The organism is Pseudomonas sp. SR18 (assembly GCF_023701505.1).
Lineage (GTDB): Bacteria > Pseudomonadota > Gammaproteobacteria > Pseudomonadales > Pseudomonadaceae > Aquipseudomonas > Aquipseudomonas cyclaminis.
Genome location: NZ_JAMQAU010000013.1, coordinates 153,021 through 168,525 on the forward strand (window position 1 = coordinate 153,021; position 15,505 = coordinate 168,525).

Sequence of the window (15,505 nt, forward strand, 5' to 3'; positions counted from 1 at the left end):
TTTATGCGTCGAAGGGTTTCAACGGTAGAGTTGCGACATTTTTCAGAGCGAGGAATTCAAGTGGCTCAAAAGCAGGAAGAGGAAGAAAAGGTCCGTCTGGACAAGTGGCTGTGGGCGGCGCGTTTCTATAAAACCCGTGCCCTGGCCAAGGCCGCCATCGAGAGCGGCAAGGTGCACCATCGCGGCGAGCGCTGCAAGCCGGGCAAGGAACCGCGTGTCGGCGATGAGTTCCAGATTCGTACCGGTTTTGATGAAAAAACCATCGTGGTCCAGGCACTTTCCATCGTGCGCCGTGGTGCGCCTGAGGCTCAGGCTCTTTACGCCGAGACTGAAGCCAGTATCGCCAAGCGCGAAAATGCTGCGGCGATGCGTAAGGCAGGGGCTTCAGGCCTGACCACCGATGGCAAGCCGAGCAAGAAGCAGCGTCGCGATCTGTTCAAGTTTCGCGGCAGTGGCAATGACGACTAACTGCGTCAATTACCAGTCAAAAGCAGATCCCGTGTGGGAGGTAGCGCGCTCCCACATGTAGCCTGTGGTGCTAATGGGGTGCGCGCAGGACACTCAAGCGCCCGATCAATGGCCATTTGGCCATCAGCCCAAACACCGGCGTCGTTGCCCGCCTCAGCATTCCCGACACCACCGCCGCAAACGGCGTGTAATAACCCCAGCCCGTCGCCGGAGCTTCCACTTGGCTTGGAACAAACCCGGATTGTTCATAAACTGTCCCTCTTCGCTCTATTCAAGCTCTCTGTTTCCAGGAGAAGGCCGCACCAAAACGGTGCTAAAGCGTTTAACGTTATAAACCTTGTAATCAATTCGTCATCACTTCAGATACCCAGACCTATGACTGATCTACCGGATACCGACTTCACCCAACGTTTCATCTTCGACGAGAGCGACGCCCGCGGCGAGATGGTTTCGTTGGAACTGAGCTATGCCGAAGTCCTCGCCAAGCACGCCTATCCGGAGCCAGTCGCGCAACTGCTCGGAGAGCTGATGGCCGCTGCGGCGTTGCTGGTGGGCACCATGAAGTTCGACGGTTTGCTGATCCTGCAAGCCCGCTCCGAAGGCCCGATCCCGCTGCTGATGATCGAGTGCTCCAGCGAGCGTGACATCCGTGGCCTGGCCCGTTACGAGGCCGACCAGATCGCTGCGGACGCGACCTTGGCTGACCTGATGCCGAACGGCGTTTTGGCGCTCACCATCGACCCGACTGTGGGCCAGCGCTACCAGGGCATCGTCGACCTCGACGGCAAAACCCTCTCGGAATGCTTCACCAACTATTTCGTGATGTCCCAGCAAGTCGGCACCAAGTTCTGGCTCAATGCCGACGGCAAGCGCGCCCGTGGCATGCTGCTGCAACAACTGCCGGCTGACCGCATCAAGGACGACGATGATCGCGCTGAAAGCTGGCGGCACACCATCGCCCTGGCCGACACCCTGAAAGCCGAAGAACTGCTGGGCCTGGACAACGAAACCATCCTGCACCGCCTGTACCACGAAGACCCTGTGCGCCTGTTTGATGCGCAAAACCTGCGCTTCCATTGCAGTTGCTCCCGCGAGCGTTCAGGTAACGCCTTGGTCAGCCTCGGCCTGGAAGATGCGCAAAACCTGGTGGTAGAACACGGCGGCAATATTGAGATTGACTGCCAGTTCTGCAACCAGCGCTATCTGTTTGATGCTGCCGATGTCGCCCAATTATTTGCCGGCGCAGGCATCGACACCCCATCCGACACCCGCCACTAAAACGTTTAATCACAGGTAAATCACCTGAGAAATGCCGAGATAGCGCTGTTCTGACGGGAGGGCCCTACTCTTTTTGGGCTTTTCTGGCATAATCCGGCCCACTTTTTTCGCGGTAGTAGTGCGCAACTTTCTACTACAAAACGTTTGGAGCACTCGGCCATAGGCCGACGGGGAACCTCATGACGCAAGCCAATAACGCCGTATACACCGATCTGAGTGTTGACGATCTGGTCAAAGAAGCCCTGCAGCGCGGTGAAGGCGTGCTTGCCGATACTGGCGCACTGGTCGTAGAAACCGGTCACCGCACCGGTCGTTCGCCGGTTGACCGTTTCATCGTTGAAGAGCCTTCCACCCAGGACGCTATCGCCTGGGGCCCGATCAACCGCAAGTTCCCGGCCGACAAGTTCGATGCCCTGTGGGCTCGCGTCGAGGCTTTCAACAACGCGCAGGAGCACTTCGTTTCCCACGTTCACGTAGGGGCTGCCGAAGACCACTACCTGGCCGTGAAGATGACCACCCAGACTGCCTGGCAGAACCTGTTCGGTCGTTGCCTGTTCATCAACCCGGCCCAGTACAACCCGGCCGGCCGTGACGAATGGCAAGTGCTCAACGTGGCCAACTTCGAGTGCGTGCCAGAGCGTGACGGCACCAACTCCGACGGCTGCGTGATCCTCAACTTCGCACAGAAAAAAGTGCTGATCGCCGGCATGCGTTACGCCGGTGAAATGAAGAAAGCCATGTTCTCGGTGCAGAACTTCCTGCTGCCGGCTTCCGACGTACTGCCGATGCACTGCGCCGCCAACATTGGCGAAGCGGGCGACGTCACCCTGTTCTTCGGCCTGTCCGGCACCGGTAAAACCACCCTGTCGGCCGACGAAAGCCGTTACCTGATCGGTGACGACGAACACGGTTGGGGCGAAGGTGTGGTGTTCAACATCGAAGGCGGTTGCTATGCCAAGTGCATCGACCTGTCCGAGAAGAACGAGCCGGTCATCTGGAAAGCCATCAAGCACGGTGCAGTATTGGAAAACGTCGTGATCGACGACGCCAAGCACGCCGACTACGCCGACGTGAGCCTGACCCAGAACAGCCGCGCCGCGTATCCGCTGGAGCATGTTGCCAAGCGTTCCGAGAAGAACCTGGGCGGCGAGCCAAACGCAGTGATCTTCCTGACCTGCGACCTGACCGGCGTGCTGCCACCGGTGTCGATCCTCAGCGAAGAACAAGCGGCCTATCACTTTCTGTCCGGCTACACCGCACTGGTGGGTTCGACTGAAATGGGTTCGGGCAGCGGCATCAAGTCGACCTTCTCCACCTGCTTCGGCGCGCCGTTCTTCCCACGCCCGGCCGGTGAATACGCAGAGCTGCTGATCAAGCGCATCCGCGGCTTCGGCTCCAAGGTCTACCTGGTCAACACCGGCTGGACCGGCGGCGGCTATGGCGTTGGCAAGCGCTTCAACATTCCGACCACTCGCGGCGTCATCGCAGCGATCCAGAGCGGCGCGTTGATCGGTGCGCAAACCGAACACCTCGACACCATCAACCTCGACGTGCCATTGGCCGTACCGGGCGTTGAAACTGGCCTGTTGAACCCACGCAACACCTGGGCTGACAAAGCCGCTTACGACGAAGCGGCGAAGGCGCTGGCCGGCCTGTTCGTTGAGAACTTCAAGAAGTTTGAAGTGAGCGATGCGATCAAGGCTGCGGGTCCTAAGTTGTAAGACTCGTTTGTTGTGAAAAAGCCGCCTCTTGTGGGCGGCTTTTTTGTGCGCGAAAGGTCAGTCGGCGATATAGCCACAGCATGGTGATCGGCCCCAGGAGCCAGACGCTGAGCGCGGCTTGCCTGGTTAGCGCATATCCAAAGTGGGAGGGGGCAAGCCCCCTCCCACATTGGATCTGCGGTGTGGCTGAGGCCGATGTTCGCTCAGCTGAGGTTTTCCAGGGTCTGCGTGTCCCAGCTGTGGGTCTTGATGGCCAGGTAGAGCATGCCGATGGTCAGCGGGACCTTGTCGCCATGTCCCTTGCCCCGGCGCTTGAGGAATACATCAAAGACCGGCGGGTTGAAGTAACGATAAGTGTCGTAGTCGCCCAGGTCGAGGGCGAACTCCTGCTCCAGCGCTTCCATCAGTTGCTTGGCTTCACTGCCGTCACAGCCCAGGTCGAAGTTGAGTGAGGTTTGCAGGCGGATGGTCTTGTGTTTCGGCAGGCCGATTTCCTCGTGCAGCAGTTGCAAGAGTTGTTGCATGACGGGGTCTTCGGGGAAGTTGGGGGCGAGGTTCATGATGGGGGCACGCAGGAGTGGGTGAGGGGGCTGGTTGCGTTGGCGGCGGTATTTGTTTCGAGTGAAGAAGAGCGCTAAGCCTATCAAGAATACGAATGCAGGTAGGAATGGCATTCTGAGGATCACCGCTACGTAGGGTAGTAGGAACGTCAAAAGAATGCCCGTTATGAGACATGTGACTGCGAAGCGCTTTCTGAGCATTGGGTCTGTGATTTGGTAGTGCAGCACCAAATAGATAACGAAAAAAGAAGCGGATTGAAGGTAAAGGGCCATGTTACTAAGACTCGTCCGAGTAGACATGCGTTGAGAGTGTTGACCGCTGAGGCCCTATGCCTCCTCTCACACTGGCATCCAGACCGATGATGATGTCTCCTGCGTGATATCTGCGAAGCTTGCCGGAAATCGCATCGCCCACGAAGCCCGCGGTTACGTTTGAAATGGCAATCCCCGGTGCTTTAATCGCTCCGGAGATTATTTGTTTGATGAGCACGTTTTGGTCGTTTAACCGATCTGCCTGATTCCGTCTCAAAGGATGTGAAATCGCGACCGCCATTTCGCATGGCAACTCTCTGGCCAGCATTCTTTCGTACAACCTGCTTATCTGATCGCGCACTTGCCGCGCTGCCGTTTTTGCTTCACGCAGGCATAGATTGGCTAAAACATGCCTATTGTCAGGCGCGACAGTGAAGCGAATAAGTGTGAAGGTGGCGCCATAGTGGCCTATGTATTGAGTCCTTTCGATGTTCATGGGTTTCTGCCAAGAAAGTTGAGACCGCGCTATTTTCATTCAGCTGCGGGTAACTTCTGTAGAGGGCTAAGCGGGTGTTTGGAGCAGTTTGGGAAGGGGATGTCGCTGTGTTTGGAGGTTTCCTACACCTGTTTCCGGTGTTTGTGGCTTGGCAGTGCTTTCATAGGCAAACCAGTTCGGTCTGGCTTGCGCCGACAAACCAGTTTGCCTCTGCCATCTGCCGGATGATCTTCGCGGCTTCAGGCGGGATGCGTTCCGGAGTGCAGAACAGCGTATCGCCAGGCGCAGGCTGGCCAGGTAATTGGAACGGCGGATTTTGTGGTAATGATCCTGCTTTTGCTCAAACGTCGGTTCGCTCATCGCAGCGTACTCCTGGGTAGCAATGCTTGATCCTAGCGCAATGCTTCGGCGGGTAGGCGGGATAAAAACCACGTCACATTTTGTATAAAAACTCCGCCAGTCGGCTGAATTCAGCGTATGTTTCACCGCAAAATCTTGTAGGGCAATTCTGCCCGCTACTTAAAGGGAGTTAAGCATGGGTTTGCTTCGTGTCGCTTCGGCGATGTCATTGTGTGCGTTGGCTTTTGCTGTCCAGGCCGAGCAGTTGCCGATTGAAGTACTCAGCGCCGTGGTCAAGGACCAGAAAATCGCCGACGCCGAAGTGCTGCTGCAACGTAACGGCGCGCAGAATGTGGTGGGACGCACCAACGGCCAGGGCCAAGTCACCCTGACCAGCGAAGCCGCCGACGATGCCAGCAACCTGCTGATCATCAAGAAGCCCGGCTATTCCAACCTGGTGGTGAAGTGCCCGTGCAAGGGCATGACCTACGCCATCAGCCCGGTGATGGACAACCTCGACGGCCTGCGCGTCGTGTTGACCTGGGGCCAGACACCGGCAGATCTCGATTCCCACATGATCTTCCCCGGCAACAACATCTACTTTGATAACCAGAAAGGCACCGACGCCGAGCTGGACGTGGATGACACCGACAGCTACGGCCCGGAAACCATCACCCTGCAGAAAAAACACTACGGCGAAAGCTATGTCTACGCCGTGCATGACTACAGCAACGGTAGTAATCCGGGTTCGCGCCAGCTGTCCAGCAGCGAAGCCAAAGTGTTTGTGTACATGGGCCAGTCGTTGGTGCGTACTTATTACGTGCCTAAAAACCGCAGCGGCAACTTGTGGACCGTATTCCGCATGACCGGCAGCGGCGACTTCCAGGACATCAACACCTTCAGCGGCGTCACCGTGAATGCGGCGAATGTACTCAATGAGGTCAAACCGCTGCTCAATGACAGCGTTGCAGTGACCGCGGTTACTGTCAGCTCTTCCGTACAAACTGATGCGAAGCGTCTGAACCTGCAAGGCGAAGCCGCCTACCAAGCGGGTAATCTCGACCAGGCCATCGACCTGTTCCGTCAGGCCATCGAGTTGGACAATGGCTTCGGCAAGGCCTACGGCAACCTCGGCCTGGCCTATCAGAAAGCCGGTAACACGGCCGAGTCGATCTGGGCCAACCGCAAGGCTATCGCCCTGGCAACCGGTGCAAATGCTGCGACGGTACGTGCCGGCGCCTACTACAACATTGCGCGGATCTACGAAGCGGCGGGCCAGTTCCCGGATGCGTTGCGTCACTACCAGTTGGCCAAGGAGCAAAAGGCCAATCCGGTGTATGACACGGCGATTGAGCGAGTGCGCAATCGCTGATTCAGCTGTAGCGCAGTTCTGAAAATGTGGGAGGGGGCTTGCCCCCGATAGCGGTGGGTCAGCCAGCTTATTTGTCGCTGACCCGCTGCAATCGGGCGCAAGCCCCCTCCCACATTTGGTTTGTGGTGTTCCTACAGCCACAGTCGAACTTGTCGAATTTGGCCCAAGGCCATTGCTGCACCCTGTGTATCATCCTGTCTCTCTTTTCCATGCGACCTTTCTCGATTCGCTGAGCTTACTGGGCTACGTTTTTAAGCCACCTTCAGCGGTCAATGGAGTGACAGCCTATGCACGACACCCTCCAGCAGGTCTTTGGTTACCCCCAGTTTCGTTTGGGCCAGGAAGAAACGGTCAGTGCCGTTCTGGCCGGTCGTTCGGCGGCCGCAATTTTCCCTACTGGGTCGGGTAAATCCCTGTGTTATCAGCTGTCGGCGGTGTTGTTGCCGCACCTGACGCTGGTGGTCTCGCCGCTGTTGGCGTTGATGCAGGACCAGTTGGGCTTTTTACAGCGCCATGGCATTTCGGCAGGCAGCATCGATTCGGCCCAGAGCCGCGAAGACGCCAATGACGTCATGGCCCGCGCCCGTTCCGGTGAACTGAAAATCCTGATGATTTCCGTAGAGCGCTTGAAGAACGAGCGTTTTCGCAACTTTCTGCAAAGTGTGCAGATCTCGCTGCTGGTGGTGGACGAGGCGCACTGCATTTCCGAGTGGGGCCATAACTTCCGTCCGGACTACCTGAAGCTGCCGGACTACCAGCGCCAGTTCAAGATCCCACAAGCTCTGCTGCTGACGGCTACAGCCACGCCCAAGGTGATTGCCGATATGCAGGCGAAGTTCGCCATTGCGCCGGGTGATGTGGTGACCACGGGGTTCTACAGGCCGAACCTGAACCTGTTGGTCGAACCGGTCAGCGGTGCGGATAAGCGCCGTCGCCTTGTGCAGTGGATGAACGAGCGCGCGAACCAGCCGAGCATCGTCTACGTCACCCTGCAGAAAACCGCTGAACAGATCGCCGAGCATCTGAATCGCAATGGCATCCAGGCCGAGGCGTATCACGCCGGTTTGCCCCACGATAAACGTGAGGGCATCCAGCAGCGCTTCATGGGCGGGCGTTCCAATTGCATCGTTGCCACCATCGCGTTCGGCATGGGCATCGACAAGAGTGACATCCGCAATGTGGTGCACTTCGACCTGCCCAAATCCATCGAGAACTACAGCCAGGAAATCGGCCGTGCCGGGCGTGATGGGCAGCCCTCGGACTGTCTGGTGTTGGCCAACCGTGACAGCCTGAATGTGCTGGAAAACTTTGTGTACGGTGACACGCCTGAGCAGGAGGGTATCCGCCGGGTGCTGGAGGACTTGCAGGCGGCGCGCAGTGAAGGGCAGTGGGAGTTCTTGCTGAGGTCGCTGTCGGACCACAGCAATATCCGCGAGCTGCCACTCAAGACGCTGCTGGTGCAGTTGGAACTCAAGGGCGTGATCGCACCGCGCTACGCGTTTTATGCCGAGTACCGGTTCAAGTACCTGATCGAACCTGAAGCGTTGCTGGCGCGGTTTTCTGGTGAGCGGCAGCAGTTTGTCGCGGCGATTATCCAGGTGTGCAAGCGTGCGAAAACATGGGCGACGGTGGATTTCGATGCGCTGTATCAACAGCACAATGCCGAGCGCAATCGCGTGGTGAAGGCGCTGGATTACTTCCAGGAACAGGGCCTGATCGAGCTGGAAAGCAAGCAGATGACGGAGGTCTACAGCCTGCTGAACACCGACTTTGATCCACAGGTGCTGAGCGCCGAGTTATACACAGGCTTCAAGCAGCACGAGGTGACGGAAGTGGCGCGGATTCACGCGATGCTTGATCTGTTCGCCACCGAGCAGTGCCTGGGTCAGCGCCTGGCCCAGTATTTTGGTGATGAAAAAGCCCCTCAACGTTGCGGACATTGCTCGGTCTGCCACGGCCATGTGGCGCACTTGCCGTCACCGCCAGGTCTACCGCCGCTTGTGGATAAAAATTTCATGGGGCTGTGCGGTGATTTTATCCACAGGCATCATGAGCACACGGGCGAGCTGCCGGGTGCGGAGCGGCTGACGCGCTTTCTCGGTGGCATCAGCGTGCCGCTGTTTACCAAGCTGAAGGCGCGGGGCATTCCCGGTTTTGCAGCGCTGGAGGACTACCCCTATGCCGACGTCCGCAGCTGGACCGAAGTCCATTTGAATGACCTGTAAACCCACATTCACCCGAGGTGCCCATGCCTGATTCAGTGCCACAGCGTGCCGATTACCCTCACTTCCAACCGATCATCACGCGTTGGCACGACAATGACGTGTATGGCCACGTGAATAACGTCACCTACTACAGCTTTTTCGATACGGCGGTGAACACCTACCTGATCGAGCAGGGTGGGTTGGATATTCATGGCGGCGACGTGGTGGGGTTTGTGGTGAGTTCGGCGTGCGATTACTTTGCGTCGATCGCCTTCCCCGAGCGTATCGACATCGGCCTGCGTGTGAGCAAGTTGGGCAATAGCTCAGTGCAGTATGAGTTGGCGGTGTTCAAGGCAGGCGAAGAAGAAGCCTGCGCGGCGGGGCGTTTTGTACATGTGTTTGTGGACCGGGGGTCGAACCAGCCGGTGACCATTGCGGGGCTGTTGCGCGAAGCGTTGCAGCGGTTGGTCATCCAACCCTGATTTTTCAAGCTGCACTGAAGCAAATGTGGGAGCGGGCTTGCTCGCGAAAGCGGTGAGTCAATCAGCACATCTCTAGCTGAAAGACCGCCTTCGCCAGCAAGCCCGCTCCCACATGGGTACGCAGTGTTCGTTAAACCGCGAGCTTACCGGTGACGGTAGTGATGCTTGTTCTTGCGATGCCCGTAGGCGTGGCCGCGGCCTGGGTGATCATCACGGTCATAGCGACGGTAGTCGCGGCCACGATCACGACGATCATCGTCATCGCTCTTGTTGCCCATGTAGTTGCCCAGTGCACCGCCCGCGCCACCGCCGGCGGCAGAGCCGATCAGTGCACCGGTGCTGCCGCCGACACTGCGGCCTACGACGTTGCCGCCGGCTGCGCCCAGCGCGCCGCCAATAGCGGCTTCGCCACGGCTGCGCTTGTCGGCGCCGACTGCACTACCACCTGCGCCGCCCAGGGCCGCGCCGATGGTCGAACCGGTATTGCCGCCCAATTGCTGGCCGACGACAGAACCTAGAACCCCGCCCAATGCGCCGCCTACACCGGCTTCGGTGGTGCCACCGGCCATGGCTGCGCCACTGACCAGGCCAAGGGACAACAAGAGAATCGAGGAGAACTTCATTCGGGAAACCTCAAGAGGATGACGGCGCGATCCTGAGGCTGTATTGACATGGTGACAATAGAAATCCGACCAGTAACACGAGTTGTACACAATTCGCTAAGTTACTGTTTTAGATCGGGAACTTAAGTGATTTTTGCGGGTCATTAGCTACTTCGGAACGGCCGCTTTTATGCAAAAGCGGCCTTTTTTGTGTCCGAAATGATCAGTCAGGCCGTACGCGCCATTATCAGGCCATCGTCACTCGCGGCCTCTAAACGGATCGCCACGAACTTTGACGTTGGCGTATGGCTGCCATCCCCAGTGCTTTCCAGAGGCACCAGCGGGTTCACTTCCGGGTAGTAAGCGGCTGCCTGGCCTGCCGGAATATCAAATGCCAGCAAGGTGAAGCCTTTCACACGACGCTCACGGCCATCTTCCCACAGCGACACGATGTCGGCCTTCTGCCCTGGCTTGAAGCCGAGGCGGATGATGTCGGCCTCGTTGACGAACAGCACATCACGCTGGCCTTTTACGCCGCGATAACGGTCGTCCAAGCCATAAATGGTGGTGTTGTACTGATCGTGGGAGCGCATCGATTGCATGATCAGGTCTGGTACCCGGCCCGTGGCGTGGGTGCGTTCGTGGATCAAGTCTTTGGGCAGGATGTTCGGGCGGAAGTTGGCCCGGCCCGACGGCGTGTTCCAGCGGCGTGCGCCGGCAGAGTTACCCAAGTAGAAGCCACCTGGGTTTTTGATTTTCTCGTTGAAGTCCTTGAAGCCCGGGATGGTGTCGGCAATCAGGTCGCGGATGCGGCTGTAGTCGGCCACCAGCCAGTTCCAATCCACCGGCTTGCTGCCCAGCGTCGCGGCGGCAATGCCGGCGAGGATTGCCGGCTCGGATTTCATCAGCTTCGACAGCGGTTGCAGTTGGCCGTTGGAGCCGTGAACCATGCTGAACGAGTCTTCTACCGTGACCGCTTGCGGGCCATCGGCCTGGATGTCGATGTCGGTACGGCCCAGGCACGGCAGGATCAGCGCGTCCTTGCCATGCATCAGGTGGCTGCGGTTGAGCTTGGTGCTGATCTGCACGGTCAGGTCGCAATTGCGCAGCGCTTCGAAGGTGCGCGGGCTGTCCGGGGTGGCTTGGGCGAAGTTGCCGCCCAGGCCGATAAACACTTTGGAGCGGCCTTCCAACATGGCGTGAATCGCTTCCACCACGTTGTGGCCATGGGTGCGCGGTACCTGGAACTTGAAGCGACGCTCCAGCGAGTCGAGGAACGCCACCGGTGGGCGCTCGTTGATGCCCATGGTGCGGTCGCCCTGCACGTTACTGTGGCCACGTACCGGGCACAGGCCGGCGCCTGGCCGGCCGATGTTGCCGCGCAGCAGCATCAGGTTGGCGATTTCCTGGATAGTCGGCACCGAGTGGCGATGCTGGGTGATGCCCATCGCCCAGCACATGATCACATTCTTGCCTTTGGCATACATGCGCGCCGCTTGCTCGATCTCCACCAACGGCAGCCCGGACTGCGCGACGATTTCATCCCAGGAGGTGTCGTCGATCTGGCCCAGGTAATCAAGCACGTTGGTGGTGTGCTCGTTGAGGAAGTCGTGGTCGAACACGGCTTCCATGCCTTCGGCTTGCGCCTGGCGCTCCCACAGCAGCAGGAACTTGGCCATGCCGCGCAGGATGGCCATGTCGCCACCCAACGCGGGGCGGAAGTAGGCGGTGTTGGTCGGCTTGTCACCGTTGGTGAGCATTTCCAGCGGGTGTTGCGGGTGCTGGAAGCGTTCCAGGCCGCGCTCTTTCAGCGGGTTGATACACACCACCTGGGCGCCGCGTTTGACCGCTTCACGCAACGGTTCGAGCATGCGCGGGTGGTTGGTACCAGGGTTCTGGCCCCAGACGAAAATCGCGTCGGCATGTTCGAAATCATCAAAGGTCACGGTGCCTTTGCCGACGCCCACGCTCTGCGCCAGGGCCACGCCGCTGGCCTCGTGGCACATGTTCGAGCAGTCCGGGAAGTTGTTGGTGCCGTAGGCGCGCACGAACAACTGATACAGGTATGCCGCTTCGTTACTGGCCCGGCCCGAGGTGTAGAACTCGGCCATGTCTGGGCTGGGCAGTGCATTGAGATGTTTGCCGATCAGGTCGAAGGCCGCTTCCCAGCTGACCGGTGTGTAGCGGTCGCTTTCGGCGTCGTAGCGCATCGGCTCGGTCAGGCGGCCCTGGTATTCAAGCCAGTAATCGCTCTGTTCCAGCAGTGCAGTGACGCTGTGTTTGGCGAAGAAGGCCGCATCCACACGACGTTTAGTGGCTTCCCAATTGACCGCCTTGGCGCCGTTTTCGCAGAACTTGACCATGCCGCTTTCCGGCGAGTCGCCCCAGGCACAGCCCGGGCAGTCGAAACCGCCGTTCTGGTTGGTCTTGAGCATCATGCGCAGGTTCTTCAGTGCGTTGTCACTGGTCAGCCAGGCCTGCGCCACGCTGATCAGCGCGCCCCAGCCACCCGCCGCGCCTTTATACGGTTTATAGCGCGGGGTTGGGGTTTGGTCGGCTTGATGATGATTGCTCACGGCTGGTTCTCCATCGCAGGGCTGTAGACCCGCGGCGCACTTTTCTGCGGCAGGTGGATGAGATTGAGGTTATGCCGGCGTGCCCATTGCAGGGCCAGGCCGGTGGGCGACGACAGGCTGACCAGGGTCTGGATGCCTGCGCGCAACACTTTCTGGATCAATTCGAGGCTGCAACGGCTGGTGACAATCGCCAGTCCGCCGTCGGTCGGGATCTTTTGGCGGATCAGTGCACCGATCAACTTATCGAGGGCGTTATGGCGGCCGATGTCTTCGCGGCCCAGTAACAATTCGCCCTGGCTGTTCATGAACACCGCCGCATGTACCGCGCCGCTGTATTGGCCCAAAGGTTGGAAGGCGCTGATGCGCTGGCGCAGGCCATCAAGCCATTCCGCTGGGGGCAGCGGTGCGCCGGGCAAGACTTCAAGGTCCGGCAAGGCTTGTTCCACCGCCTCTACACCGCATAAACCACAGCCGCTGGTACCCGCCAATTGACGACGTTGCTGCTTGAGGTTCCAGAACGCGCGGCTGGAAATCTGCACCTGGGCGTACTGTGTCGAGCCGGAGCCACTGAGTTTCAGATCATAAATGTCGCTAACGTCAGCGATAATGCCGCTGCCGATGCTGAAACCGACGATAAAGTCTTCCAGATCCGTCGGCGTGACCAGCATCACCGCCTGGCTGATGTCGTTATAGGCGATCGCCAACGCCACTTCTTCCGCCAACGCAGTGCTGGCGACCTCGGTGTGTTCGAGATTGCAGTATTGATAGCTCTGGCTGGCGGCGGGCGCGGGCGTTTCAGAGGCGGGCGCCGCGCAGACTGGGCGCTTGGCGTTCATGGGGCAGTACCACCGGCGGATTGATCAGTGTTTAGACTAGGCGCGACAAAGCGTCGCGTCTAATTGCCAGTACTGATCTACCGATAGATGGCGTCGATCAAGACTCGGTTTGCGATTTCTGAAACAGCGCGAAACACGCCTCGGCCAACGCAGAGCGCGGTGCACTGCGGCGCATGATCAGCCCAAGACGCGCGAGGGTGTGGGCATCCTCGATAGGTTGCAGGCGCAAGTGCTCGGTGAGCGCATCCAGGCCGCCGTCCAGCGGCATTACCGCGCAGCACAGTCCGCCGTGCACCGCTTGTAACAACTGATGGACCGCATCGGTCTGCAGCAGCGGTTGGGGGTTGAGCCCACGGCTGTGGAAGTTGTGGTCGATGGACTGGCGAAAGTGCATACCGCTGGTGAGCATGCCCAAAGGCAACTCGATCAGTGCTTCCCAGCTCAACGGCTTGTCACCAAAGCTGAAGAACCGCTGGTCGTAGAGCAAGCCCATGCGGGTTTCTCCCAGGGCCAGCGAGTCAAAGCGTTCATTATCCAAACGTTCCAGATAAGAGACGCCCAGGTCCAAGCGGTTGCTCGCCAATTGTTCAAGGATTTGTTCGGAGCTCAGGGCCGAGAGCTCAAAGCGCAGGCTCGGGTGCTCTTTATGCAGTTGCTGCATCAACGCCAACGGATCAAAGCTCGACAGTGGCACCACGCCCAAACGCAATGTGCCCACCAGGTTGCCGCGACAGGCAGCGGCTTCAGCCTGCAAACCGTCATACGCCGCCAGCACGGTGCGGGCCCACGCCAGCACCCGTTCGCCGGGTGCGGTGAAACCTTCGAAACGCTGGCCGCGATTGACCAACGGCAAGTCCAACTCTTCTTCGAGGCTGCGCAGGCGCATCGACAGGGTGGGCTGAGTGATGTGGCAACGTGCCGCTGCCTGGCCGAAGTGACGGGTTTCGTCGAGGGCGATGAGGAATTTCAGCTGTTTGATGTCCATCTTCGCTCCAGGGCTTATTCCAATGGCGGGGGGATTCTAGCGCGTTTGGGTCTTTGGCCGGGCTGGAACCCAAATCTGTAGGACTGGTCTAGTCTTGGGCATCTGGAATACAACTACCAAGGAGAGCGCACTAATGAGTATTTTCAGCTTTATCAAAGAAGCCGGCGAAAAGCTTGTCGACCTGTTGACGCCGGGTAACGCGAACGCGAGTGAGCAGTTGAAAGACCACGTGTCGAAGGTGGGTCTGGGGAATCCGAATGTGCAGGCCACGGTGGATGGCGACAAGGTGACCGTGACGGGGGAGGTCGCTACCCAGGAAGAGAAAGAGAAAATCCTGCTGGCGCTGGGCAACATCGCCGGTGTTGCCAGTGTTGATGACCAGATCACTGTTTCCGGGCCGGCGGTTGCCGCTGCCCGTTTCGTCGTAGTGAAAAAGGGCGACACCCTGAGTGCGATCTCGCTGGCGGTGTACGGCAACGCCAATCAGTACAACAAGATTTTCGAGGCCAACAAGCCGTTGTTGTCGCACCCGGACAAGATCTATCCAGGCCAGACACTGCGTATCCCTGAGTAAAAGTGTGGGAGGGGCTTGCCCCCTCCCACATTGGGTTCAGAGTCCCGCAATGAGGTCGCGGTAGTCCTCTACTGCTGCAAACTCCGCCGTGTCCTTGGGGCCTTTTTTACTGTCCGGCTCTTTTACCGCCAGCAGATGCCCTACACCAAAATCCCTGGCGCTACGCAGGATCGGCAAGGTGTCGTCGATAAACAGGCTGCGCGAAGGATCAAACTGGATGTCAGCGTGCAGGGCATCCCAGAATTGCGGGTTTTCCTTGGCAAAACCGTAGTCGTGGGAGCTGATCAATCGCTCGAAATACGGCGCCAGTTCAATGCGTTCCAGCTTCAATGACAGCGAATCACGATGGGCGTTGGTGATCAGGATCACACGCTTGCCGGCCTGTTTGATCGCGGCCAGAAAGGTGTCGGCATCCGCGCGCAAGGCGATCAAATGGGCGGTTTCCAGCTTGAGCTCGCGCACCGGGATCTTCAGTTCCGCGCTCCAGAAATCCAGGCAATACCATTGCAACTGTCCGGCGTTACGCTCGAACAGTGGCAGCAATTCCATCTCGGCCATGGCCCGGCTCACCCCATGCAACTCGGCGTAACGCTGGGGCAGGTGTTCCATCCAGAAGTGGTTGTCGTAATGCAGATCCAGCAAGGTGCCGTCCATGTCCAGCAGGACGGTGTCGATGGCGTGCCAGGGCAAAGAGGGCATGGGGCGTTCTCATGTAAGTAAAGATATCCGACACAGACAATCGGAAAAGCCACGGTATAGT

General features: G+C 58.7%; 14 protein-coding genes and 3 pseudogenes. 7 read left to right on the plus strand and 10 right to left on the minus strand.

Annotated elements, in window-relative coordinates; translation table 11 throughout:
• Positions 1-60 precede the first annotated feature (60 nt).
• Positions 61-468, plus strand: a complete 408-nt coding sequence (locus NDJ82_RS19395) for an RNA-binding S4 domain-containing protein (RefSeq protein WP_003236026.1) — start codon at positions 61-63, stop codon at positions 466-468.
• A gap of 70 nt (positions 469-538) precedes the next feature.
• Here the strand turns inward: NDJ82_RS19395 and NDJ82_RS19400 are convergent.
• A pseudogene (locus NDJ82_RS19400) lies at positions 539-676 on the minus strand (phosphatase PAP2 family protein); the annotation flags it as partial.
• 167 nt (positions 677-843) lie between these two features.
• On the opposite strand from NDJ82_RS19400, the gene hslO reads away from it, so the two are divergent.
• A complete protein-coding gene (gene hslO, locus NDJ82_RS19405; RefSeq protein WP_099584407.1) occupies positions 844-1,746 on the plus strand; it encodes an Hsp33 family molecular chaperone HslO in 903 nt (300 codons plus the stop codon).
• A gap of 179 nt (positions 1,747-1,925) precedes the next feature.
• Entirely contained in the window at positions 1,926-3,467 is a 1,542-nt protein-coding gene (locus NDJ82_RS19410) for a phosphoenolpyruvate carboxykinase (protein ID WP_122308424.1), read from the plus strand.
• Positions 3,468-3,670: 203 nt separating this feature from the next.
• On the opposite strand, the gene NDJ82_RS19415 is transcribed toward NDJ82_RS19410, so the two are convergent.
• The 4 genes and pseudogenes from NDJ82_RS19415 to NDJ82_RS19430 all read right to left on the minus strand — a co-directional run.
• Positions 3,671-4,027, minus strand: coding sequence for a DUF1493 family protein (locus NDJ82_RS19415; protein WP_027605145.1), 357 nt, complete (start codon positions 4,025-4,027; stop codon positions 3,671-3,673).
• 277 nt (positions 4,028-4,304) lie between these two features.
• Positions 4,305-4,775 (minus strand): hypothetical protein, encoded by a 471-nt coding sequence (locus NDJ82_RS19420; protein ID WP_250926103.1) that lies wholly within the window; start codon positions 4,773-4,775, stop codon positions 4,305-4,307.
• Between the two features lie 169 nt (positions 4,776-4,944).
• Positions 4,945-5,055 (minus strand): annotated as a pseudogene (locus tag NDJ82_RS19425) (cell filamentation protein Fic); the annotation flags it as partial.
• Positions 5,055-5,135: pseudogene (locus NDJ82_RS19430) on the minus strand (YhfG family protein); the annotation flags it as partial. The pseudogenes NDJ82_RS19430 and NDJ82_RS19425, both read right to left, overlap by 1 nt.
• A 175-nt stretch (positions 5,136-5,310) precedes the next feature.
• Between NDJ82_RS19430 and NDJ82_RS19435 the strand changes: the two are divergent.
• From NDJ82_RS19435 to NDJ82_RS19445, 3 genes are all read left to right on the plus strand, one after another.
• On the plus strand, positions 5,311-6,486 hold the full coding sequence (locus NDJ82_RS19435) for a tetratricopeptide repeat protein (protein WP_250926104.1): 1,176 nt from the start codon (positions 5,311-5,313) through the stop codon (positions 6,484-6,486).
• 287 nt (positions 6,487-6,773) lie between these two features.
• On the plus strand, positions 6,774-8,711 hold the full coding sequence (locus tag NDJ82_RS19440) for a RecQ family ATP-dependent DNA helicase (RefSeq protein WP_250926105.1): 1,938 nt from the start codon (positions 6,774-6,776) through the stop codon (positions 8,709-8,711).
• Between the two features lie 23 nt (positions 8,712-8,734).
• Positions 8,735-9,172: an acyl-CoA thioesterase gene (locus NDJ82_RS19445; protein WP_099584414.1), complete on the plus strand. Its 438-nt coding sequence runs from the start codon at positions 8,735-8,737 to the stop codon at positions 9,170-9,172.
• Positions 9,173-9,315: 143 nt separating this feature from the next.
• On the opposite strand, the gene NDJ82_RS19450 is transcribed toward NDJ82_RS19445, so the two are convergent.
• The 4 genes from NDJ82_RS19450 to NDJ82_RS19465 form a co-directional block, all read right to left on the minus strand.
• Entirely contained in the window at positions 9,316-9,795 is a 480-nt protein-coding gene (locus NDJ82_RS19450; protein ID WP_099584415.1) for a glycine zipper domain-containing protein, read from the minus strand.
• A gap of 206 nt (positions 9,796-10,001) precedes the next feature.
• Positions 10,002-12,350 carry an FdhF/YdeP family oxidoreductase gene (locus NDJ82_RS19455; RefSeq protein ID WP_250926106.1) on the minus strand — a complete coding sequence of 783 codons (2,349 nt, stop codon included), beginning with the start codon at positions 12,348-12,350 and terminating at the stop codon, positions 10,002-10,004.
• Positions 12,347-13,186: a formate dehydrogenase accessory sulfurtransferase FdhD gene (fdhD, locus tag NDJ82_RS19460; protein ID WP_191960142.1), complete on the minus strand. Its 840-nt coding sequence runs from the start codon at positions 13,184-13,186 to the stop codon at positions 12,347-12,349. The genes NDJ82_RS19455 and fdhD overlap by 4 nt, the downstream gene beginning before the upstream one ends.
• 97 nt (positions 13,187-13,283) lie before the next feature.
• Positions 13,284-14,171, minus strand: a complete 888-nt coding sequence (locus NDJ82_RS19465; RefSeq protein ID WP_191947041.1) for a LysR family transcriptional regulator — start codon at positions 14,169-14,171, stop codon at positions 13,284-13,286.
• 133 nt (positions 14,172-14,304) lie between these two features.
• Here NDJ82_RS19465 and lysM point away from each other — a divergent pair, with 133 nt between their 5' ends.
• Complete coding sequence (gene lysM, locus NDJ82_RS19470) at positions 14,305-14,745, plus strand: peptidoglycan-binding protein LysM (RefSeq protein WP_099584419.1); 441 nt, start codon at positions 14,305-14,307, stop codon at positions 14,743-14,745.
• A gap of 36 nt (positions 14,746-14,781) precedes the next feature.
• Here the strand turns inward: lysM and yrfG are convergent, their stop codons facing one another.
• A complete protein-coding gene (yrfG, locus tag NDJ82_RS19475) occupies positions 14,782-15,444 on the minus strand; it encodes a GMP/IMP nucleotidase (protein ID WP_099584420.1) in 663 nt (220 codons plus the stop codon).
• Positions 15,445-15,505 lie beyond the last annotated feature (61 nt).

Bases quoted from the DNA above. Each gene is read 5' to 3' on its own strand.
- NDJ82_RS19435 (WP_250926104.1), top strand. From the start codon at position 5,311: ATGGGTTTGCTTCGTGTCGCTTCGGCGATGTCATTGTGTGCGTTGGCT.
- NDJ82_RS19450 (WP_099584415.1), bottom strand. From the start codon at position 9,795: ATGAAGTTCTCCTCGATTCTCTTGTTGTCCCTTGGCCTGGTCAGTGGC.
- NDJ82_RS19440 (WP_250926105.1), top strand. From the start codon at position 6,774: ATGCACGACACCCTCCAGCAGGTCTTTGGTTACCCCCAGTTTCGTTTG.
- NDJ82_RS19420 (WP_250926103.1), bottom strand. From the start codon at position 4,775: ATGAACATCGAAAGGACTCAATACATAGGCCACTATGGCGCCACCTTC.
- lysM (WP_099584419.1), top strand. From the start codon at position 14,305: ATGAGTATTTTCAGCTTTATCAAAGAAGCCGGCGAAAAGCTTGTCGAC.
- NDJ82_RS19465 (WP_191947041.1), bottom strand. From the start codon at position 14,171: ATGGACATCAAACAGCTGAAATTCCTCATCGCCCTCGACGAAACCCGT.
- NDJ82_RS19445 (WP_099584414.1), top strand. From the start codon at position 8,735: ATGCCTGATTCAGTGCCACAGCGTGCCGATTACCCTCACTTCCAACCG.
- yrfG (WP_099584420.1), bottom strand. From the start codon at position 15,444: ATGCCCTCTTTGCCCTGGCACGCCATCGACACCGTCCTGCTGGACATG.
- fdhD (WP_191960142.1), bottom strand. From the start codon at position 13,186: ATGAACGCCAAGCGCCCAGTCTGCGCGGCGCCCGCCTCTGAAACGCCC.
- hslO (WP_099584407.1), top strand. From the start codon at position 844: ATGACTGATCTACCGGATACCGACTTCACCCAACGTTTCATCTTCGAC.
- NDJ82_RS19415 (WP_027605145.1), bottom strand. From the start codon at position 4,027: ATGAACCTCGCCCCCAACTTCCCCGAAGACCCCGTCATGCAACAACTC.
- NDJ82_RS19410 (WP_122308424.1), top strand. From the start codon at position 1,926: ATGACGCAAGCCAATAACGCCGTATACACCGATCTGAGTGTTGACGAT.